This window comes from Pectobacterium hainanensis, from assembly GCF_046237015.1.
Classification (GTDB): domain Bacteria; phylum Pseudomonadota; class Gammaproteobacteria; order Enterobacterales; family Enterobacteriaceae; genus JBJYIN01.
This window is the reverse complement of record NZ_JBJYIN010000014.1, coordinates 1-22,991: the sequence shown is the minus strand read 5'-3', so window position 1 is coordinate 22,991 and position 22,991 is coordinate 1. Positions and strand designations below refer to the sequence as shown.

The window sequence follows — 22,991 nt, the reverse complement described above, 5'->3', positions numbered from 1 at the left end:
AAAGAGTCAGCCAAGCGGCTGGTATAACGGATTACAACGCCAGATGACGGCGCATCAAATGGTCATCAGAAAGCTGGGGTTGCGTCAGCGTTTCAATCACCTGGCCTTTATCCATCACGCAACAGCGCTGGGCCGCTCGCTGAATCATGGCGATATCCTGCTCGACCAAAATAACGGCGACACGCAACTCACGGGCAATACGCACCAGCGTGTCGGCGATAATATGGACGATGGAGGGCTGTACGCCTTCTGATGGCTCGTCAAGCAGCAAGACCTTCGGCGATCCGACCAACGCACGGGCAATCGCCAACTGTTGCTGCTCGCCGCCGCTCATCGTGCCGGCCTTCTGTTTCAGGCGCTGGCGCAAAATAGGGAAATATTCCAGTACCCGCTCCAGAAGATCCTGTGCGAATTCACGGTGTTCACGAACAAACTGCATACCAACCTGTAGGTTCTCTGCCACGGTTAGCCCACTAAACACCTCTCGCCCCTGCGGAACATAGCCGATCCCCAATCGGGCACGACGTTGTGATGTCGCCTGCGTAATATCAATTTCACCCAACATAATGCTGCCGCTCCTGACGGGAACTGCGCCAATAAGCGTACGCATCAGCGTGGTTTTGCCGACGCCATTGCGGCCAATTAATCCCAGCACTTCGGCGGCATGCAATTGCAACGTGGCACCGTTCAACACCTGTCCACCGCCGTAACCGCCGGTCACCCCTTCCACCTGCAATAACACGTCGTTCATCCGGTTTTCCCCAAGTAAATATCCGCAACATCATCCTGAGCCAGTACCTTCGCGGCCTCACCATCGGCAAACACTCTGCCGCCGTGGAGCACGGTCACCCGCGAGGCAATTTGACGAACAAACGTCATATCGTGTTCAACAACCATCAGCGTCAGACCGTCCTGCTGCATGTCTTTGATCAATTCACCCGTGAGGTACGTTTCTTCTACCGATAGCCCTGCGACAGGTTCGTCAAGCATCAACAGCGCAGGGCGTAGAGAGATGGCCATCGCAATCTCCAGCCACTGCTTTTTGCCATGCGATAAATTTCCGGCCAGTTGCCGTCTTTCATCACCTAATTTGAAGCGTTGCAGCAATTCATCCATGCTGGCGGCCTCCTGCCGAACCTGTGGACGCAGGTGGCTTAGTGACAATTGCAAATGTTGTTCCACAGTGAGATCGGGGAAAATACCTGGGATCTGAAACTTGATGCTCATCCCCATCTGGATACGCTGGAAGGGGGCAAGCGCATTCAATCGATGCTCAAAGAAACGGATCTCCCCCCCACTCGGCGCGTGTTCCCCCGTAAGCAATTTAAAAAAGGTGCTTTTCCCCGCGCCGTTTGGGCCAATAACGCAACGCACCTCGCCACGGCGAATCTGCATATCCACCTGATTAATCACCTGAGCACCACCAAAGCGTTTACTCAGTCCCTTGGTTTCAAGGATCAATTCCTGATGTGTTTGGATCATTGTTGTGCCCCTTTATGTTGCACCCCCTTCTGAAGCGCATCGCGTTCGGCATGATATTTGGCGCTCAAGAGACCGGCTTTTTCCGCCATCCACGGCAACAGACCATTAGGTGCAGCCAGAACAACAAACAGCAGAATGAATCCCAGCAAAATCATGGCGTACTCACTGCCGTACACCGCCAGCCACTGTGACAACCACACCATCAGCGCGGTCATCACCACGGTACCGAAAATATTTTTTCGCCCCGCCGTCGCGACCCAGATAACGGGCATGGCCGCGGCGGTTAAGCCCATGGAAGACGGCGTAATATAAGAGCCCCAGATGGTATAAAGCGCACCGGATAACCCCGACAACACGCCTCCCAACACAAACACCAACAGCTGATAGCGGCGAATGTCTATCCCAAGCATTTCAGCCCGACGGGGGTTCTCACGAATTGAGGCTAGCGTTAAGCCGAAATTAGAACGCAACAGGCGGCGTACGCCCCAGTAAACGGCGGCCAGCAGAATGACAATCAGGTAGTAAAAAGCATTACCTTCCAGGAGGAATAATTCGCCATCCAGACCAGGGAGAGAAAGCGGCGGCATGCCGGACATACCATTGAAACCATTGAGGCGTGCGCTACCGATAGCCCATTGTGGCCCGGCGGTCTGAGACATGAACGTTTCAAGCACCAGCGTGAAAGAGAGCGTCACGATACCGATGAAGATGCCCGTCACACCGCCATAAAACATCAGGTAACCCAGCGCAGCAGCAACCGCAGCGGCCATTAACAGAGCGAACAGTAAGCCAGACCACGTGGATAACACGCCATCGCCAAAATTGAGCGTCATGACACCATAGGTGTAACCTGCCAGCCCGAAGAAGGCCGTTTGCCCAAAGGAAAGAATACCGCCATGCCCCCACATCGCCGCCAACCCAATGGCACAAAAGGTCCACAGCAGGAAATAGGCAAAATCCCCCACCAACGCACTATCAAGCACCAGAGGCAATAACAGGGCAACGACCATGATGATACAGGCCAGCCGCGTGGTGTTATTCAGGCCACGCTTTTGTGCGCCACGGGTGGAAACAGGAACAGAAGTTATCGTCATTTTTGGCTCCTAGCGGTTGCGGGTAAACAGGCTACCGACGCCATTGGGTAACAGACGGATCACCAAGACAGCGGTCAACAACAGGCCTATCTGTCCAGCCAGTTGCCCATACCAGGCGTTCAGCCCTGTCTGGATCGCCCCCAACGCCATCGCCGCAGGGATCGTTCCCACCAATACATTCGCCCCACCGACCACCACAGAAACAAAGGCTTGTACAATGAAACTGCTCCCCATCGTAGGAACGGCCGTCAGCGTTGGCGCATAAATAGCGCCAGCCAGCCCGGCAAGCCCGGCACCGAGTGCGAAGGTAAGCGTATAGATCCGGTCTGTTTCCAGACCCAGGCAGGACGCCATTTTCGCGTTCTGAATCGTCGCTCTGGCGCACACACCGTAGTTAGTGTGAAAAAACAGCCAGTACAACATCATCAAAACGGCAATAGCGAGCAAAGGCAGAATGGCGCGATAGGTCGCGAAAGAGTAATCGCCTAGCGTAAACGAGCCGAACGGCGTAGAGAGTCCTTCCAACGATGGGCCAGCGATAAGCAACATGCTTTGCTGCACGATCAGGCTGATTGCCCAGGTGGCAACCACGGAATCATACAGACGGCCATAGAGGTGACGTACCACCAGGCGTTCTACGACGCCACCGGCGAACGCCGCAGCCAACGTGCCGCTCAGCATGGCAAGCGGAAGCGGTAAACCGGCTTTATTCATCAAAATGGTGACATAGGCACCACACATAATGAATTCACCGTGGGCGAGGTTGATCACGCCCATCATGCCGAAAATAACGGCCAAACCAAGGGCGGCCAGCACCAGATAGGCAAAATTATCGCCAAACTGGTAAAGCACGGAGTAAAGAAAGGATAGCATTAGCATTGACGGGCAATCCTTGGTGTCCTGACTGACACGGCAAATGAAGAAATGGCGTCAGAGTAGAGAAAAACGCTCGCTGCTCTGACGCAGGACATACATCAGGCCTTCGGTGGGCTGGAAGGCGTGTACTGGTTGGTATCCGGTTTAACCGGCAGGTTGCAACCCGCTTCCCCCAGCCAGTAAGGCTTAATGTCATGCCATACTTTTGGGATCTCGATAGAGTGATCGTCTTTCACATGCGCCAGATAAATGGTGTGGCTTAGGTGGTGGCTTTTCGGATCGATACAAACCTTGCCTGAAGGGCCGTCAGTACAGATTTCACCAGTTTCCAACGCACGGCGTACCGCATCCATTTCCGTGCTACCTGCTTTTTCTACCGCCAGTTTGTACAAATAAACGGCATCATAAGCATTGGCCGCTTCCTGATTGATATAAGGTTCGTTAGGGAACTTGGCGCGGAAGCGTTGTTTGAAATCGTTGCTGGCGGGCGTATCCACCTCTTCGATGTAGTTAGCCGTGATGTACATGTCTTTCAACGCAGGCGCTTTAAAACGTTTATGTTCATAGGCCTGGCCGACATTCACCGAGCTACCCATCGGCAAACCGAGTTTGGCGGCGGCGGCTTGTTCGTAGTAGGAAGATTGGTTAGCGCCAACCAGTAACGTCATCACAAAGTCAGGTTTAGCTTTCTGAATGTTCTGAATGGTTTGGCCGAACTGCGACACGCTGAGTGGAATAAACTCTTCACCGACCATCGTACCGCCATTTTCCGTGACGATTTTACGTACCCATTCGGCGGAGATCTGACCAAAGTTATAGTCAGCAGCGATGGTGTACACATTTTTACCGTACTTCTCCATCATCCACGGGATCAGGGTTGAAAATTGCTGTTCCGGGACAGCACCAGTGACGAAAACGTTCGTATCGCAAACGCCGCCTTCGTACTGGTTGTTGTACCAATACATCTGTTTTTCACGATCCATGATCGGGCGAATGGCTTCACGTGAGGCGCTGGAAAACGCGCCGAAAATGACATCCACTTTGTCGTTTTTAATCAAACGGCGCGCCATCTGCTGAAAACGGGTGTTATCCGATTGCGTATCGTATTTCACCAATTCAATCGGGCGGCCAAGAATGCCGCCTTTGGCATTGATCTCTTCAACAGCAAGCTCGGTCGCATGAATCTTGGGTATGACGGGTAAGGCAAAGTTACCTGATGCATCTTCCAGCAAACCTATTTTTACCGGTTTCTCTGCCGCGCCGACGATACCTGAATAGGTCACGGCAAGTGCTGTTGCCAGTGCAAGCGGTAAGGCGGCGTAGTGACATTTCATTCTGGACATAAATACCCCTGGCTTTAATGTGAGGAATGGATGTAAAAAACGGGTCTGAAAAAAAAGCAAAAAAAAAGCCCGGCAAAGTCAGATGACGTTGCTAGGGCTCTATTGCCATAACCACAAGCCGACGGCGTTGGCGTTCTTGCGGATAAGTCACTGTCACTATAAGAAGGGATTCAAAGCCTTGTCAATGATAAATTTTCCATTAAAAATCAAATGGTAAACAAAGATATCGATGCACTTTGATGGGGCATTTGTTGCACAAAAAGCGAACAGAAATATTTTATCGGTTTCATAACGGCTAACTTACGGAACATCATCACAAAGCAGGCCAATTCAGGATCGCATTATTGCCCTCTCAACGAGATAGCATGCTCATAATGTTAAGTATAAGTTAAAAAACGGCACCATTTTAGTGAGCGAATTTTTGTTCAACACCAACCGTTTATACCTTGGATGATTGGGAGTAAATACCTTCATATATGGTGAAATTATTGTGGATAGCCAACACAGATTCCCAATATATCGGGTCCATTGGATCACAGAATATGAACGTTTCAATATCACGCTATTTGAGTACAAATTTCCCGTTATCCATACCATGCTGGCGTATCATATATCACGGCTATACTGAATCGGTATAGTGACACTCGATGAGTCATTCATGCACATAAATCACACCATTTTTGTGTCTATAAGACAATATTCAAAAAATTCTTATCCTTTATATTATTGCGATAAATACAAGAATAATCTCCATTCACTATCAAAGAAAAAAAACTTATTTAACAGCAAAAGACAAAAACACATAACACATTGTTTATAATTATTATTTTATATAAAAACCATGACACTGAATTAGCATTATCAGTAACAAAACCATGTGTAAAAATGATATCAAGATCACATCAATCAATTCCTTTCTCCCATTGTCATTCAGAGCAAAGGGGGTTGTCTCAGAATCTCATTATGATAGGGTAAATATGTTCAACCATTATCAGGACGACGTTATAGAATTATAAACGACCACAGGAAGACAATCATTTCATGGCAATAAAACTTGAAGTAAAGAACCTTTACAAGGTATTTGGCGAGCACACGGATCGCGCATTCAAGCTGATTGATAAGGGCTTGAGTAAAGATAAGATATTTGAGAAAACCGGCCTAACAATCGGTGTGAAAGATGCCAGTCTGGCCATTGAAGAAGGCGAGATATTTGTCATCATGGGATTATCCGGTTCGGGTAAATCCACCATGGTACGCCTTCTCAATCGTCTGATAGAACCGACTCGAGGTCAGGTTCTGATTGATGGTGAAGATATCGCTCAGATATCCGATACGGCGCTACGTGATGTCCGCCGCAAAAAAATCAGTATGGTGTTCCAGTCTTTTGCGCTAATGCCGCATCTGAATATTCTCAGTAATACCGCCTTCGGTATGGAACTCGCGGGTCTGCCTAAAGCGGAACGTGAACAAAAAGCACTGAATGCCCTTCAGCAGGTCGGGCTCGAAGCCTATGCCCATTCCTACCCGGATGAACTCTCGGGTGGGATGCGTCAGCGAGTCGGTCTGGCGCGAGCACTGGCAAACAACCCAGATATCCTGCTAATGGACGAAGCATTTTCGGCGTTGGATCCACTGATTCGCACGGAAATGCAGGACGAACTAATCAAACTTCAGTCCCGTAATCAGCGCACCATCGTCTTCATTTCACACGATCTGGACGAGGCCATGCGTATCGGTGACCGTATCGCCATCATGCATGGCGGTGAAGTGATTCAGGTCGGTACGCCAGACGAGATCCTGAACAATCCCGCTAACGAGTATGTTCGTACCTTCTTCCGTGGTGTGGATATCAGCCATGTTTTCAGTGCTAAAGATATTGCTCGCCGTCGTCCGGTCACGCTGATCCGTAAAACGCCTGGCGTCGGCCCCCGTTCGGCACTGAAGATTCTACAGGATGAAGACCGTGATTATGGCTACGTGCTGGAACGCGGACAAAAATTTATTGGCATCGTCTCCATTGATTCACTGAAACAGGCATTGAAAACGCAACAGCCGCTTGAACAGGCGTTGCTTTCCGATCCGGCCCCCGTGCCCGCCGATATGTCACTCAATGAACTGATCTCCCAGGTCGCACAAGCCCCTTGTGCCGTCCCGGTTATCGGAGAAAACAACGAGTACATAGGCATCATTTCCAAAGGAATGTTGCTACAGGCGCTGGATAAGGAAGGAGTGACCAATGAGTAAATCAACATCAAACCCGTGGGAAAGTACTCACGACGTCCATGAACAAGGCACCGATCAGGCTGCAAACCAGAGCCAGAATGGTGCCGCGGAACAAAGCGATCCCTGGTCAACCACACAAGCGGCTCCGGCGGATCAACCATCAGCACAAGATGCCGCGACCGGTTCCGATGCCTGGGGCGGAGGAACGGCAAATAGCGCCGACGCTACCCAGCAAAGTAGTGATTGGTTGAATAGCGCCACACCGGCTACGCCAGAACATTTCAATATTCTCGATCCGTTCAAAGATACGTTGATCCCGCTAGATAGCTGGGTTACACACGGTATCGACTGGGTTGTTTTACATTTCAGACCCGTTTTCCAGGGTGTTCGCGTACCTGTAGACTTCATACTGAGCGGCTTTCAACAATTGCTACTTGGTATGCCGGCACCGATCGCCATTCTGGTGTTCTCATTGCTCGCCTGGCAGATGTCGAGCCTTGGCATGGGGATTGCCACGTTGATCTCCCTGATTGCGATCGGTGCGATCGGCGCATGGTCACAAGCGATGATCACGCTAGCGTTGGTGTTAACGGCCTTGTTCTTCTGCATACTGATTGGTCTGCCCATGGGAATTTGGCTGGCCCGTAGCGAGCGAGCGGCCAAAGTTATCCGCCCCTTGCTGGATGCGATGCAGACGACACCGGCATTTGTTTATCTGGTGCCGATTGTCATGCTGTTCGGTATCGGTAACGTACCGGGCGTAGTCGTCACCATCATTTTTGCCTTACCCCCCATCATCCGTCTGACCATTCTGGGGATTCGTCAGGTGCCGGAAGATTTAATTGAAGCCGCTGAATCCTTCGGAGCCAGCCCTCGGCAAATGCTGTTTAAGGTTCAGCTACCGCTGGCCATGCCGACCATCATGGCTGGGGTAAATCAAACGCTGATGCTGGCGCTGTCAATGGTCGTCATTGCTTCCATGATCGCCGTCGGCGGCTTAGGCCAAATGGTGTTGCGTGGTATTGGTCGATTGGACATGGGTCTGGCGGCGGTCGGTGGTGTCGGCATCGTTATCCTGGCCATTATTCTTGACCGTCTTACCCAGTCTCTGGGCCGTGATAAACGGAGTAAAGGGAATAAAAGCTGGTATACCGTCGGCCCGATTGGCCTGGTAACCCGTCCCTTTATCAAACAATAACGCGGCAGCCTTACCCACATAAATAAAGAGGGAACCATCATGCATAAAACAAAAATCTGGGCAGCGGTCCTGACCACGGCACTATTGAGTACATCGCTTTACGCCGCCGAAAACGAGCAACCCGGCAAAGGCGTCACGGTTATCCCCGTGCAAAGCACGATTTCAGAGGAAACCTTCCAAACGCTGCTGGTTAGTCGGGCTCTTGAGAAATTGGGTTATGACGTACAGCCGATTCGTGAAGTGGATTACAACGTTGCTTACACATCGATCGCTTCCGGTGATGCAACGTTTATCGCAGTAAGTTGGGATCCGTTGCATGCTGACCAATATAAGGCTGCCGGCGGTGATGCGAAATTCTATCGTGAAGGCGTCTACGTATCGGGCGCTGCGCAGGGTTATCTGATCGATAAGAAAACCGCAGAACAATACAAGATCACGAATATTGAACAGTTAAAAGATCCGAAGATAGCCAAGCTGTTTGATACTAACGGCGATGGCAAAGCGGACTTAACGGGTTGTACGCCAGGCTGGGGATGTGAAGCCGCGATCAATAATCATCTTCCCGCCTATGGCTTAACCAATACCGTTGAGCATAATCAAGGGAACTATGCTGCGATGATTGCCGATACCATTACCCGTTACAAAGAAGGTAAACCCATTCTTTACTATACCTGGACCCCATACTGGGTCAGTGATGTATTAGTACCGGGACGAGATGTGGTCTGGTTACAGGTGCCTTTCTCTTCTCAACCGGGAGAAATGAAAGGAACCAGTACCAAACTGCCTAACGGCGCTGATTACGGCTTCCCAGTCAACGTGATGAAAATTGCTGCAAACAAAGAATGGGCAGAGAAAAACCCAGCGGCCGCCAAGCTGTTTTCTATTATGAAACTGCCCATTGCCGATGTGAATGCGCAGAACCTGCGTATGCATGAAGGGCAAGGCTCTCAACAGGATATTGAACGCCATGTCGATGGTTGGATCCAAGCCCACCAGCAGCAGTTTGATGGCTGGGTGAAAACAGCGGCCGACGCAGCGAAATAATCGATTTAACTTAACGACCAAGGCGGCATTGCCGCCTTTATTTCTTTACGCCGTGACAATATTTTCTAGCATCTCGTTATCACCTGCCTGATACTACTCGCCATACTCATCGTATTAACATCACATTAACTACCGTAAACTATGCCATCTCAGTCAAAACAACAGGGGCTCAGCCTGTCGCTGACCCTCATTATGTCTATTGCTACAGGTCTTGCTGTTGCGAGTAATTATTACGCTCAACCATTGCTAGAAACGATCGCCAGAGCATTCGAACTCTCCGTCAATCAGGCAGGATTTATCGTGACGGCAGCCCAACTCGGCTATGCCGTCGGTTTGTTGTTTCTGGTTCCACTGGGCGATATGTTTGAGCGACGGGCGCTCATTGTCAGCATGACGCTGCTTGCCGCTGGCGGGATGTTGATTACGGCATCTTCCACCACATTATGGTTGATGATTACCGGCACAGCATTAACCGGGTTGTTTTCTGTTGTTGCGCAAATATTGGTGCCACTTGCCGCAACATTGGCAACGCCTGAAACTCGCGGCAAAGTGGTCGGCACGATTATGAGTGGCTTGCTACTGGGCATTCTGCTGGCGCGAACGGTAGCGGGCGCACTAGCATCGCTGGGAGACTGGCGTACCGTTTACTGGGTTGCCAGTTCGTTGATGATCGTCATGGCGCTGATTCTCTGGCGTGCGCTACCGCGTATTCATCAGGAAAATACGTTGAATTATCCGCAGTTGCTCGCCTCAATTTTCAGGTTATTCGCAACAACGCCGCTGTTGCGCACCCGAGCCTTGCTGGGCTGCTTCTCTTTTGCCAATTTCAGCATTCTGTGGACATCCATGGCTTTCCTGCTGGCCGCACCGCCCTATCATTACTCCGAAGGCGTGATCGGCCTGTTTGGTCTCGTCGGGGCTGCTGGCGCGCTGGCCGCGTCGCGGGCAGGACGGTTGGTCGATCAAGGAAAGGCCAGCCAAACAACCATCGCGGGTCTACTGATTTTGCTGCTGTCCTGGCTGTTTGTCGCATGGGGTGTTCAATCGGTTATCGCGCTGATTATCGGTATCATTGCGCTCGATCTCGCCGTTCAGGGTGTACACGTCACGAATCAGAGCGTCATCTACCGGATGATGCCCGAAGCGCGTAATCGCCTGACCGCCGGGTATATGACCAGCTATTTCATCGGTGGCGCGCTGGGCTCGCTGATTTCCGCCGCCGCTTATCAGCACTGGGGTTGGCTGGGCGTCTGTGCCGCAGGCAGCAGTATCAGCGCATTAAATCTGCTGGTGTGGTGGCAAGGTCGCCATTATGAGCGCCAGATCGCCTGACGTTCTCAGAACAATCACGCTGCATTGAATGAAAGATCGATGAGCGTCCACAAAACGTGAAATCCCGATAACGCTTTGATATGGTTATCGGCCTGTCAGATTAAGCGTTTTCCTTCAAGCCTCGTGGATACAGTGAATACATCAGACCAACAGAAACTTGCCACCACTGGCGCCTCCTTCAAAGAAGGCATATTCGATAGTCTGCCTATTATGATCGGCTATGTTCCCGTCGCTTTCGCTTTCGGTATGAACGCCGTCAAACTGGGATTTACGCCATTCGAAGGGATTTTTCTGTCCTGCATTATCTATGCGGGTGCCAGCCAATTCGTGATTACTGCGCTGCTAAGCGCCGGGATGTCGATTTGGGTCGCGGCACTCACCGTGATGGCGATGGATATTCGACACGTGCTGTATGGCCCGGCATTACGCCACCGTATTTTGCAACGGCTACCGACGGGTAAAACAGCGCTGTGGGCATTCGGTCTGACCGATGAAGTTTTTGCTGCGGCCACTGCTCGATTGGCTCGAAATAACCGGCGCTGGTCAGAAAACTGGATGCTCGGCGTCGCGCTATGCGCCTGGCTCTCATGGGTGTTAGGAACCGTTGTCGGCGCATTCTTCGGCAATGGCCCACTGAATGATTACCCAGCGGTGGAAGCCGCGCTCTCCTTTATGCTTCCCGCCCTGTTTTTGAGTTTTCTGTTGGCCTCATTTAAACGTCGCCAGAGCCTGATTGTCGCCTGCTCGTTAGGCGGGGCGCTGCTCGGACTGCTGATATCTTCAATTCCGGCAGCGATCCTCATCGGTATCGGCAGCGGCTGTCTGGCTGCGCTTTGCCAACCCACCACACCATCGCAGGCAACACCATGAGTACACAAGTCATTCTGATTGGTCTGATTGTTGGTCTGGTCAATTATCTGTTTCGCTATCTACCTTTGAGGTTGGGTTCCTCGCGTGCATCAGGATCGTTACAGCGCGGTAAAACGGCCTTGCTATTGGATAGCATTGGCATTGCTTCCATTTGTGCTTTACTAATTGTTTCCAGCGTGCCGGATATCCTCACCCATCACGAAAGGTTGATACCGACGCTGGTCGGTTTTACGACTTTGACGGGAAGCTTTTACAAAACGCGTAGTATTGTTTTTGCTACGCTATTAGGTGCCTTATGCTATGGCATCGCATTTAAATTGTTTTGATACGCCTGCAACCCGAAGTATGGCGGGTATAACATCCCATCAATTTGTTACTCACATGTATTTTACTTACGTTCTGACACAGAATTAACCCGCTTTCGCATTTACCCAGTTAGTAACATTCGTTACTATACAGGCCGTGATTAATGAGGTTCATATAAAAATGGATAGTTCATTTACCCCTGTCGAACAAATGCTAACGTTGCGCGCTTCACGCAAACCTGACTTCCCCTATCAGGAAGTGTTGCTGATGCGTTTATGTATGCACATGCAGAGCAAAATCCTGGAGCACAGGAATAGAATTCTTAAGGAACAAGGGATTAATGAAACCCTGTTTATGGCATTAATTACGCTGGAATCGCAGGAATCTTATAGTATCCAACCATCGGAACTCAGCGCAGCGCTAGGGTCATCGCGCACCAATGCGACACGCATTGCCGACGAGTTAGAAAGAAGAGGATGGATTGAAAGACGCGAAAGCAATAGCGATCGCCGCTGTCTGCATTTACATATGACAGAGGCAGGAAAAGCGTTTCTCGATCAGTTACTTCCTCCGCAGCACAAAAGTCTCCATTTTCTCTGGTCAGTTCTTGAAGGTGATGAGCAAAGACAGTTGGAAGTGCTTATGCGGAAGCTACTGACCAGACTGGATGAAATGGACGACATAAAAGATCTGTAACTAACCAGTAGTTAAAACAAAAACGTTACTACCCTCAATACCCCTGATTCCACCCAATGATTATGTCATCGGGTAGATGGTGTTTTCCGCTGAAAAGACCCATTGCGTTTCCCAGCGCGAATAACAGCGAGGAAACACCATAACAGACTCTGCTGCCTGCACAATAAACATGTCGGCATATTACCGCGATGCGGTACATTTTTTCCTGACGGGCTATCACTAACGGCAATAAAAGCCGCGATATCCGGTAAAAAACAAAGAGAGACACCCATGAGTGAAAACGTGGAAAAACAGGTATCCCCGCAGCCTTTGCAGAAAAACAAGAAAAGACAGCGTAAACAGATCCTCACGCTAATGACGTTTGTTTTTCTTGTACTCGGCGCCGCCTGGCTAATTTACTGGTTTCTGATCCTTAGACACCATCAAAGCACAGATGATGCTTACATCGCAGGTAATCAGATTCAGGTAATGGCACAAGTGACGGGAAGCGTCACTCGAGTCAATGTCGACAATACCGATTTTGTTAAACAAGGCGATGTGCTGGTTGAACTGGACCAGATCGATGCGCAACAAACTTTTGAGCGGGCAAAAACCGCGCTTGCCAGCAGCGTGCGCCAAACGCATCAACTCATCATTAACGGCAAACAGTATCAAGCCAACATCGAGCTACGTCAGACCGAGTTGAGTAAAGCGCAAAGCGATCTAAACCGCCGTGAAGCATTGGGTAACGTTAATGCGATTGGTCGTGAAGAAGTTCAGCATGCGCGTGATGCCGTGGCGAGCGCCAGAGCCTCATTGGAAGTGGCTAAGCAGCAATATCTCGCTAATCAGGCCATCGTCATGGATACCCCATTGGATCAACAGCCCGCGGTACAACAGGCCGCAGCAGCAATGCGAGATGCCTGGCTGGCTTTACAGCGTACCAGGATTGTGAGTCCGGTCGATGGCTACGTTTCGCGCCGTAGCGTGCAGGTGGGTGCCAGGATCACAACAGCATCCGCGCTAATGGCCATTGTTCCAGCCAATCACCTATGGGTTGATGCCAATTTTAAAGAAACACAGCTAGCGAACATGCGTATTGGTCAGCCCGCAACAGTTATCGCTGATATCTATGGCGATGATGTGGTTTATCAGGGCAAAGTTGTCGGCCTGGATATGGGGACCGGCAGCGCATTTTCCTTGCTGCCAGCGCAAAATGCCACCGGTAACTGGATCAAGGTTGTCCAACGTCTGCCTGTTCGTATCGAACTGGATGCCAAACAGGTGGAAGAACATCCTCTGCGTATCGGTTTATCCGCATTGGTTAACGTTGATACCGCAAACGTAGCAGGTAAAGCGTTATCTGAAACGCCTCGGGATACACCGGCTTATGCCAGCGATGCTTTATCGTTGGATCTCACCCCTGTCAATCAAATGATTAGCAACATCATTCGGGCTAACGCTGGTTAATTTGTCAGGAGAAGAACGTGCCAAGAGAACCACTTAAAGGGGCCAGCCTCGCCTGGATGACCGTCGCCCTGTCGTTGGCAACGTTCATGCAGGTACTGGACTCCACCATTGCCAACGTTGCCATTCCGACTATCGCGGGTAATCTGGGCGCATCCAACTCACAAGGCACATGGGTGATCACGTCGTTTGGGGTCGCCAATGCCATTTCTATTCCCATTACCGGTTGGCTGGCCAAACGCTTCGGCGAAGTTCGCCTGTTTTTGTGGTCTACCGCCTTATTTGCCCTGACATCCTGGCTATGTGGCGTATCCAACAGTCTGGAAATGCTGATTTTTGCACGTATCCTACAGGGCATTGTGGCCGGACCGCTGATTCCATTGTCGCAAAGCTTACTGCTTAGCAATTATCCGCCAGCCAAACGGAGTATCGCGCTGGCACTTTGGTCGATGACCGTTGTCGTCGCGCCAATCTGTGGCCCGATACTCGGCGGCTGGATTAGTGATAATTACCACTGGGGCTGGATTTTCTTCATCAACGTGCCCCTCGGCGTCGCCGTGGTTTTGATCGCATTGCAAACATTGCGCGGACGGGAAACCAAAACCGAAATCAAGCCGATCGATACCATTGGGCTGGCATTACTGATCGTCGGGATTGGTAGCCTTCAGATGATGCTCGACAGAGGGAAAGAGCTGGATTGGTTCAATTCCAACGAGATCATTATTCTGACCGTCATCGCCGTCATCACAATAGCGTTCCTGATTGTATGGGAGTTAACGGACGATCACCCTGTTGTCGATTTATCACTCTTTAAATCGCGTAACTTTACGATTGGCTGTTTGTGTATCAGCCTCGCCTACATGTTTTATTTCGGTGCTATCGTCCTGTTACCGCAACTATTACAAGAAGTGTACGGCTACACCGCAACCTGGGCTGGGCTGGCCTCTGCGCCAGTAGGATTAATGCCGGTCGTGCTATCGCCCATTATTGGCCGTTTCGCACCACGTCTGGACATGCGCAAACTGGTTACCTTCAGTTTCATCATGTACGCCGTCTGTTTCTATTGGCGGGCCTACACGTTTGAACCGGGAATGGATTTCGGGGCATCAGCCTGGCCACAGTTTGTGCAGGGATTCGCCGTCGCCTGTTTCTTCATGCCGCTGACCACTATCACGTTATCTGGGCTACCGCCAGAACGTCTGGCCGCCGCATCCAGTTTGTCAAATTTTGCCAGAACGTTGGCTGGGTCAATCGGGACATCCATTACCACAACCTTATGGACACAGCGTGAAGCACTGCATCACGCTCACCTGACAGAATCCGTGACACCCTATAATCCGATAGCTCAGGAAACCTATCAGCAGCTACAGGACATGGGAATGAGCCAGTCTCAGGCATCAGCCTATATTGCCCAAGAGATTACCGCACAAGGGCTGATTATTTCTGCTAATGAGATATTCTGGGCAGCTGCGGGGATATTCCTGGTGCTGATGATTCTGGTTTGGTTCGCTCGCCCACCCTTTACCTCTGGCGGTGGAGGTGGTGGCGCACATTGATCACGCAATCACGATGATTACGTAATAACGACGATTAAGTCATGACGATGGCTGCTCAAAAGAGCAGATCAAAAAGAGGCATCCTAGCGATGCCTCTTCTCATTTAATGTGCCGCCGACCCCGACGGCTTATCGCTGTTTTATCACGCCTGATTGTGTCGCCACCATTCAGAAAGCAAAATACCTGTCGTAACAGAAATGTTCAGACTTTCAACTTTGCCTGTACCATCAATGGATACTTTGACATCGCCTTGTTGCCACGCGCTATCAGACAGACCATCACCTTCCTGCCCCAACACCATCACGGTTTTGGCCGGGAATACCGTACCAGACAGCGCGGCCCCTTTACGGTTCGAAATGGTCACAATCGTATAACCCGCACGACGGAACTCACCCAATACAGACAGAAAATCATCCGCATTAATGGCCTTAACATGCTCGGCGCCACCTTCGGCAGTACGCACTGCCGCCCCCGACTCTAGCTGTGCCACATCCTGAATCAACACGCCTTTCACACCAAAATGTGCACAGGTACGCATGATTCCGCCAAGACTATGCGGATTGTCCACATCTTCCAATGCCAGCACGCAGTCACGTTCACCCGCCGTTTTCAGATACTCACGGACATCCAGCCCCTGACGTTTCTTAATCAGGAAACACACGCCACCATGGTGTTCTGTGCCTGAGGCTTTCGTAAGCTCATCATCCTCGACAACATGGTAGGCTTTGCGATTAGCGGCCATCCAACGTAGTGCGTCACGAAAGCGCGGCGTGACTTCCTGTAGGAACCAGGCTCGCACAATTGCTTCAGGACGGCTCTTAAACAGAGCATGGCAGGCATTCTCACCATAAACGCGCGTTTCTTCCTGACGCTGGCGACGAATTTGTTCAGGATCTATCTGGCTTTTGCCGCTGATACCACCATGGTCCAGCTCTGCCTCATCACCCGGAGCACGAGAAACCGTCTTCCACGGAGAATCACTAACTGCCACACTTTCATCACGCGGACGACGGGAACGGTCACCACTTCGTTCATTACGTTCCTTACCTTTTCCCCAAGGACTTTTTTCGCGCGATTCTCCTCCACGCAACGGATTTTCTCGCGCATAACGGGGATTCGTATCGCGAGGATGCTGAGGTTTCTCACGTTTATCCCGCGATCCTGCTCGACCGCCACGACCCTCGTTCCCTTCTGGGCGTTTCTTTTTATTCTCTTTCTCGCCCTCATCATCACTACGGACGTACATCACACGGACCTTGCCGCTCTTACTCTCAAATGAATCGCTCATCGTTATCTCCACCTACGCGCTGGCGCGAAGATTACCTTATGTACACCCGCTTAGCTACCAGCTTGTCGTAAAAGCGAAAAACTCTCGCGCCAAAAGTCTTCAGCTATTGTAGCCATTGAGCAAACCACGTTGTTGACACCCACATCGCCAACCATAATAAACCTATTGAGTTTAGCCCTTTTTGATGAGGCCCATTATGAATACGGTATGCGGCTCCTGCCAAACCGCCAATCGTCTGCCCGAAGAGCGTATCAACGATCACGCAAAATGCGGACGCTGCGGTGAGCCACTTTTTACTGGCGATGTGGTGAATGCGACAGAAGCGACGCTAGATAAATTATTACAGGATGACCTCCCTGTGGTGGTTGATTTCTGGGCACCTTGGTGTGGGCCCTGCATCAACTTTGCACCCGTGTTTGAAAACGTCGCAGAGGAACGCAGTAAGCAAATGCGCTTCATTAAGGTCAATACCGAAGCAGAGCCTCAACTTAGCGCCCGGTTTCGCATTCGCAGTATTCCAACCCTGATGCTATTTAAACAAGGGAAAATGGTCGACATGCTTAACGGCGCGTTACCTCAAGCACCATTTGAGGCTTGGTTAGATGAATCATCTGTAAACCATTAAAGATGCCACACAATGCCGTTACACATTAAGCTGACGGACACCGATAAAAAACGGCTATGGTGAATGCCATTGCCGTACCTTTTTCGGAACAGGCTCGCTGTGGGCTCTCATCACCACGATATTCATTAGCGCTTTTGGTCTGACAGTTCGTCGATTAGAATAGCGGGTTTCAGGACTAGCTTGTGCAGCAATGTGTTCCACCACGTTGTAAAGCGCTTGGCAAACGTCTACTACTCCATTCCATGGTCAACACCTTTCATGAGCAACAACGCTGTCCTCCAATTGCGCCAGCAACGCCTTAAGCAATCCACTAAACCATTTCGCGCCCGTGGTTGTCGCGTCGTGCGCTGTCAACATTGTCTGCTGCCAATCACGACCTGTTTGTGCCATACCATTCAAACACAGGATTCACGTAGTCGTTTTTGTTTGGTGATGTTTGACACTGAACCACTAAAACCCAGTAACACGGGGCGTTTAATCGCGGATATTTTACCGAATACGCAAGCTTTTCTCTGGTCGCGAACTCACCCAGATCCGAAATTACTGGCGATGTTACAAGACCGCGCTTATCAACCCTATCTGGTGTTTCTGGCTGATGAAACAGAAAACGGGCGTCAGGTGCTGCGTCAGTTACCTCCCCAGGGAAAACCACCACTGTTTGTACTACTGGATGGCACATGGCCGGAAGCCCGCAAAATGTTCCGCAAAAGTCCGTACCTGGATAGTCTCCCCATTTTATCGCTTAATGTGGATGCGTTATCCCGCTATCAATTGCGTGAAGCTAACCATGAAAAACAACATTGTACGGCCGAAATCGCCATCGCATTATTGGCTCAGGCTGGCGATAACAAAGCGGCTGATGGCTTGTCTGCACATTTCGATCGTTTTCGTCAGCACTATCTGGCAGGGAAGTCACACCATAGCGTGCGGGAAATTTCATCCACCGTCACAGCATCATTGACTGAAAGCATTTAGAATCAAAGAGTCTTATCTGACGGGAGTGACGAATGAGCCAGCGTGGATTGGAAGCACTATTACGTCCAAAGTCGATAGCCGTACTCGGTGCATCGGAAAAAACAGGACGAGCAGGCTTTCTTATGATGAGAAATCTGCTGGATGGCAATTTCAGTGGCCCAGTACTTCCCGTCACCCCCAAATATCGTGCCGTTTGCGGTGTGCTGGCTTATCCAAGCGTCGCCAACCTACCCATGACACCGGACCTGGCCGTTATCTGCACCAACGCCAGCCGTAACCTGACACTATTGGAAGAACTGGGGCAATGTGGCTGTAAAACCGTCATCATTCTTTCAGCACCGCCGTCACAATTCAGTGAATTAAAAACGTGTGCCGGGCGTTACAATATGCGATTGCTAGGCCCGAATAGCCTTGGTCTGTTGGCTCCCTGGCAAGGATTAAACGCCAGTTTCTCTCCGGTTCCAATAATGAAAGGCAAGCTAGCCTTTATTTCTCAATCTGCGGCAGTATCCAATACTGTTCTGGATTGGGCCCAACAGCGCGGCATTGGTTTTTCCTACTTTATCGCTCTGGGCGATAGCCTGGATATTGATGTCGATGACCTGCTCGATTTTCTGGCAAGAGATGGCAAGACCAGTGCGATCTTGCTACACCTTGAACACATCAGCGATGCTCGCCGCTTTCTGTCTGCCGCGCGCAGTGCGTCAAGAAACAAACCGATTCTGGTGATAAAAAGCGGACGTAGCCAACAAGCACAACAATTGCTGAGTCGCCAACGTCATGGATTAGATGCCGCGTACGATGCCGCAATTCAGCGAGCCGGTCTGTTACGGGTGCGCGATACCCATGAGCTCTTTTCAGCCGTGGAAACGCTAAGCCACCTGCGGCCACTTCGCGGCGAGCGTCTCTTTATTATCAGTAATGGCGCGTCGCCAGCCGCACAGGCGCTGGACCAGTTGCTTAATAGACAGGGCAAACTTGCAACGCTCAGCGAGTCAACGCAAAACCAGTTGCGAGCAAAATTACCGGAATATGTGGCTATCGGTAATCCACTAAACTTACTTGATGACGCAACGACAGCCCGTTACCTTGAGGCGATAACAATATTACTGGATAGTGATGATATCGATGCGTTACTCATTATCCATGCCCCCAGCGCTGCCGCGCCTGGAACAGAAAGTGCCGAACAGTTAATCAATCGGTTACAGCAACACCCACGCGGTAAGCGTATTACACTGCTGACAAATTGGTGCGGGGAACATTCCTCACAAGAAGCCAGACGATTATTTAATGGGGCAGGCATACCAACCTACCGCACCCCTGAAGGCGCAGTCATTGCGTTTATGCACATCGTTGAGTATCGACGTAACCAAAAGCAACTGATGGAAACACCAGCCTTACCGCTGGATCTGACCATTAATGCGAGCCAGGCACATACGTTGATCCATCAGGCATTGGCTGATGGCGTCACGCAGTTAGACACACATGAGGTTCAACCGATCCTACAGTCTTACGGCTTGAATACGCTGCCAACCTGGATTGCCAGTGACAGTGCTGAAGCGGTACATATTGCAGAACAAATCGGTTATCCCGTCGCGATTAAATTACGTTCTCCTGATATTCCGCACAAATCAGAAGTCCAAGGCGTTATGCTTTATCTGCAGACAGCCAGAGAAGTGCAACAGGCTGCCGATGCCATACTCGATCGCGTAAAACGAACCTATCCGCAGGCAAGAATCCATGGTTTGCTCGTTCAGGGAATGGCAAACCGTGCGGGTGCTCAGGAAATCCGTATTGCCGTCGAACAGGATCCGGTCTTCGGGCCGCTCATTATGTTAGGAGAAGGTGGCGTTGAATGGCGAGGAGAACAGGCCGCTGTCGCCCTCCCGCCGCTCAATATGACGCTGGCGCGCTATCTGGTCATCCAGGCTATCAAAAGCGGCAAAATTCGTAGTCGCAGCGCACTAAAACCGCTGGACATCCCCGCACTCAGCCGTCTGCTCGTACAAGTTTCCAACCTGGTGCTGGATTGTCCAGAAATCTCCCGGTTGGATATTCACCCATTGCTGGCTTCAGGTGACGAGTTCACGCTACTGGATGTCACATTACATTTGGAGCCTTTTTGTGGCGACCCTCAGTCGAGGTTATCTATTCGTCCCTATCCTCATGAATTGGAAGAAACCGTCACACTCAAGAATAATACCACCAGCCTTTTTCGTCCGATCCTGCCCGAAGACGAACCTTTGCTCAGTAAATTCATTGCAAAAGTGACGAAGGAAGATCTTTATTATCGCTATTTCAGTGAAATTAATGAGTTTAATCATGAAGATTTAGCCAATATGACCCAGATTGACTACGATCGTGAAATGGCATTTGTCGCTATCCGCCAGACGGGAGATGATTTGGAAATTATTGGGGTAACGCGGGCAATTTCGGATCCTGATAACACTAATGCTGAATTCGCTGTTTTGGTTCGCTCAGATTTAAAAGGGTTAGGTTTGGGGCGGTTACTGCTAAACAAGCTTATCCAATATGCACAAATTCATGGGCTAGGTCGCCTAACGGGTATTACCATGCCGCATAATCAAGGCATGATTACACTGGCAAAGAAACTGGGGTTTAAGATTGATGTCCAGTTGGAAGAAGGCATTGTGGCGCTGGAATTACCGCTAAAAGGCTAACGGTACTTCGTGACGTAACTCCCGCGTCAGGCAACGATCTGACTCTCAATAGTAAAACTTGCTCACAACAGCAGGAAAGTAATGGTATTATCGCCCGATTCGGCTATTCCTAAACGTTTGATAATGACCCCAAGGTCATACACTGATGAGAGAAGAAACGCACTGTGATGTTGTCAAAATTTAAACGCAATAAATACCAACAACACCTTGCACAACTGCCAAAAATCCCTCAGACAGCTGGCGATGTTCAGACGCTTCACACCCCTGAACTTTTTCGTACCACGCTGGTAAACGCGATTCTACATGCCAGAAAACGCATTTATCTGGTGGCTCTGTATCTTGAGCATGACGATGGCGGTATAGGTATTTTATCTGCGCTATACGAGGCTAAACGGCTGTGCCCTGAGCTCGATATCCGCATTCTGGTTGATTGGCATCGCGCCCAACGTGGGCGGATAGGTGCCGCAGCGGAAAACACCAATGCAGATTGGTATTGCGAGATGGCACATAAATACGCGGAGACTCAGTGCCCTATCTATGGTGTCCCCGTTAACACTCGAGAAGCGTTGGGCGTACTACATCTAAAAGGCTTCATCATTGATGACACTGTGATATACAGCGGTGCCAGCTTGAATGATGTCTACCTGCACCAACACGACAAATACCGCTACGATCGCTATCAGGTGATTCGAAATCAGATCCTGGCGGATACCATGGTTCAATATATTCAGACGCTCCTGGCGGCACCAGCAATTCAACGACTTGATCACGTTGATCGCCCCAAAAACCTGGAGATCAAGAATGAAACCAAACAGCTCCGTCTGTCATTACGTACAGCAGACTATACAACCCCTAGTTGCAATGTCACTGATGATGAATTAACCGTTACACCATTGGTTGGTTTAGGCAAACAAAGCCCGCTCAACAAAACGATTCATCATTTAATGTATTGTGCAGACAGCCATTTGGTAATGTGTACACCATATTTCAATCTTCCTGCGCTGCTAGTCCGAAATATTGTCCGTTTGCTGCGCGAAGGAAAGAAAGTTGAAATTATTATCGGCGACAAAACCGCTAATGATTTTTATATTCCGGAAGATCAACCCTTCAAAATCATTGGTGCATTGCCTTACCTCTATGAAATCAACTTACGTCGTTTCCTAAGCAGACTACAACGCTATATTGATGCTCAGCAGCTTGTCGTCAGACTATGGAAAGATGGCGATAATAGTTTTCATCTGAAAGGCATGTGGGTCGATGATAAATGGCAATTGCTAACGGGTAATAATCTCAACCCCCGAGCCTGGCGTCTGGACTTGGAAAACGCGCTCCTTATTCATGATCCCAAGCAGGAATTGCTGGTACAACGTCAGCAAGAGCTTGAGCATATCAGAGTCCATACGCAAGCAGTCACAAGCTATACGGAGTTAGAGAGTATTGCGCAATATCCGGTAAAGGTTCGCAAACTCATTCGACGTTTACGACGCATCAGAATAGATAAGCTGATTAGCCGCATTCTTTAATGCCAATTCCGCCATGCAATAAAAAGCGCCGTTCATCGGCGCTTTTTATTGTCAGCTTTAGGCGGCTATCATCTCGGTTTTGCTTTGCCAAATACTGTCTAACTTGTTACCTGCAAACCAATGTCTAGGTAGCTAAATTCATTAAACCACTACAGCTCACCTGGTAGTCAAGAACACGCTGAGGTTAAATATTTCTGAACTAATGGCTGTTGGTGTAAAGTCAAATAGTGATACTGCTACTTAATAAAGGAAAAATTGCGAGGAAATCATTTTTTGACAACGAGGATATTTTATAAGCCCAGAAAAACGAATGAAGAAATTACTCGTTCGACTGGAAAGGTATTCCAACGCCATATTCCGCACTAACCTGACTAAAATCCCCAAACGCAAAAAAGCCCCATGCTTTCACATGAGGCTTCTTCACTTATTTAAT

19 protein-coding genes are annotated in these 22,991 nt (G+C 50.0%); 13 read left to right on the top strand and 6 right to left on the bottom strand.

From position 1 onward, the window contains the following. Positions 1–31 precede the first annotated feature (31 nt). From ACKPVM_RS14455 to ACKPVM_RS14435, 5 genes are all read right to left on the bottom strand, one after another. Positions 32–751, bottom strand: a complete 720-nt coding sequence (locus ACKPVM_RS14455) for an ABC transporter ATP-binding protein (protein WP_409310040.1) — start codon at positions 749–751, stop codon at positions 32–34. Then, complete coding sequence (locus ACKPVM_RS14450) at positions 748–1,482, bottom strand: ABC transporter ATP-binding protein (RefSeq protein WP_409310038.1); 735 nt, start codon at positions 1,480–1,482, stop codon at positions 748–750. Before ACKPVM_RS14450 ends, ACKPVM_RS14455 begins: the two co-directional genes overlap by 4 nt. Beyond that, positions 1,479–2,576 (bottom strand): ABC transporter permease subunit, encoded by a 1,098-nt coding sequence (locus ACKPVM_RS14445; protein WP_409310036.1) that lies wholly within the window; start codon positions 2,574–2,576, stop codon positions 1,479–1,481. Before ACKPVM_RS14445 ends, ACKPVM_RS14450 begins: the two co-directional genes overlap by 4 nt. A 9-nt stretch (positions 2,577–2,585) precedes the next feature. Continuing rightward, positions 2,586–3,455, bottom strand: a complete 870-nt coding sequence (locus tag ACKPVM_RS14440; RefSeq protein WP_409310035.1) for an ABC transporter permease subunit — start codon at positions 3,453–3,455, stop codon at positions 2,586–2,588. 95 nt (positions 3,456–3,550) lie between these two features. Beyond that, positions 3,551–4,795, bottom strand: a complete 1,245-nt coding sequence (locus ACKPVM_RS14435; RefSeq protein ID WP_409310033.1) for an urea ABC transporter substrate-binding protein — start codon at positions 4,793–4,795, stop codon at positions 3,551–3,553. 1,041 nt (positions 4,796–5,836) lie between these two features. Between ACKPVM_RS14435 and proV the strand changes: the two genes are divergently transcribed. The 9 genes from proV to emrB all read left to right on the top strand — a co-directional run bounded on the left by proV (position 5,837) and on the right by emrB (position 15,466). Further along, on the top strand, positions 5,837–7,039 hold the full coding sequence (gene proV / locus ACKPVM_RS14430) for a glycine betaine/L-proline ABC transporter ATP-binding protein ProV (protein WP_409310032.1): 1,203 nt from the start codon (positions 5,837–5,839) through the stop codon (positions 7,037–7,039). Then, positions 7,032–8,216, top strand: a complete 1,185-nt coding sequence (gene proW / locus ACKPVM_RS14425) for a glycine betaine/L-proline ABC transporter permease ProW (protein WP_409310030.1) — start codon at positions 7,032–7,034, stop codon at positions 8,214–8,216. The genes proV and proW overlap by 8 nt, the downstream gene beginning before the upstream one ends. Positions 8,217–8,255: 39 nt before the next feature. Continuing rightward, the gene (gene proX, locus ACKPVM_RS14420; protein ID WP_409310028.1) at positions 8,256–9,260 is read left to right on the top strand and encodes a glycine betaine/L-proline ABC transporter substrate-binding protein ProX; all 1,005 of its coding nucleotides are present in this window, start codon (positions 8,256–8,258) and stop codon (positions 9,258–9,260) included. 141 nt (positions 9,261–9,401) lie between these two features. After that, positions 9,402–10,592 carry an MFS transporter gene (locus tag ACKPVM_RS14415; protein ID WP_409310026.1) on the top strand — a complete coding sequence of 397 codons (1,191 nt, stop codon included), beginning with the start codon at positions 9,402–9,404 and terminating at the stop codon, positions 10,590–10,592. Positions 10,593–10,802: 210 nt separating this feature from the next. Continuing rightward, on the top strand, positions 10,803–11,462 hold the full coding sequence (locus tag ACKPVM_RS14410) for an AzlC family ABC transporter permease (protein WP_409310195.1): 660 nt from the start codon (positions 10,803–10,805) through the stop codon (positions 11,460–11,462). Next, complete coding sequence (ygaH, locus tag ACKPVM_RS14405; protein ID WP_409310024.1) at positions 11,459–11,788, top strand: L-valine transporter subunit YgaH; 330 nt, start codon at positions 11,459–11,461, stop codon at positions 11,786–11,788. Before ACKPVM_RS14410 ends, ygaH begins: the two co-directional genes overlap by 4 nt. 160 nt (positions 11,789–11,948) lie before the next feature. Continuing rightward, positions 11,949–12,464 (top strand): transcriptional repressor MprA, encoded by a 516-nt coding sequence (mprA, locus tag ACKPVM_RS14400; protein ID WP_409310022.1) that lies wholly within the window; start codon positions 11,949–11,951, stop codon positions 12,462–12,464. Positions 12,465–12,734: 270 nt separating this feature from the next. Continuing rightward, complete coding sequence (gene emrA, locus ACKPVM_RS14395) at positions 12,735–13,913, top strand: multidrug efflux MFS transporter periplasmic adaptor subunit EmrA (protein WP_409310020.1); 1,179 nt, start codon at positions 12,735–12,737, stop codon at positions 13,911–13,913. Positions 13,914–13,930: 17 nt separating this feature from the next. Next, positions 13,931–15,466: a multidrug efflux MFS transporter permease subunit EmrB gene (emrB, locus tag ACKPVM_RS14390; protein ID WP_409310018.1), complete on the top strand. Its 1,536-nt coding sequence runs from the start codon at positions 13,931–13,933 to the stop codon at positions 15,464–15,466. A 142-nt stretch (positions 15,467–15,608) separates the two neighbouring features. Here the strand turns inward: emrB and ACKPVM_RS14385 are convergent, their stop codons facing one another. Beyond that, complete coding sequence (locus ACKPVM_RS14385) at positions 15,609–16,754, bottom strand: tRNA/rRNA methyltransferase (RefSeq protein WP_409310017.1); 1,146 nt, start codon at positions 16,752–16,754, stop codon at positions 15,609–15,611. Between the two features lie 196 nt (positions 16,755–16,950). On the opposite strand from ACKPVM_RS14385, the gene trxC reads away from it, so the two are divergent. From trxC to pssA, 4 genes are all read left to right on the top strand, one after another. Then, positions 16,951–17,379: a thioredoxin TrxC gene (gene trxC / locus ACKPVM_RS14380; protein WP_409310015.1), complete on the top strand. Its 429-nt coding sequence runs from the start codon at positions 16,951–16,953 to the stop codon at positions 17,377–17,379. 258 nt (positions 17,380–17,637) lie between these two features. Continuing rightward, positions 17,638–18,354: a tRNA-uridine aminocarboxypropyltransferase gene (locus ACKPVM_RS14375; RefSeq protein WP_409310013.1), complete on the top strand. Its 717-nt coding sequence runs from the start codon at positions 17,638–17,640 to the stop codon at positions 18,352–18,354. A gap of 32 nt (positions 18,355–18,386) precedes the next feature. Continuing rightward, complete coding sequence (locus ACKPVM_RS14370) at positions 18,387–21,035, top strand: bifunctional acetate--CoA ligase family protein/GNAT family N-acetyltransferase (protein WP_409310011.1); 2,649 nt, start codon at positions 18,387–18,389, stop codon at positions 21,033–21,035. A gap of 167 nt (positions 21,036–21,202) precedes the next feature. Beyond that, positions 21,203–22,558, top strand: coding sequence for a CDP-diacylglycerol--serine O-phosphatidyltransferase (pssA, locus tag ACKPVM_RS14365; RefSeq protein WP_409310193.1), 1,356 nt, complete (start codon positions 21,203–21,205; stop codon positions 22,556–22,558). Positions 22,559–22,991 lie beyond the last annotated feature (433 nt).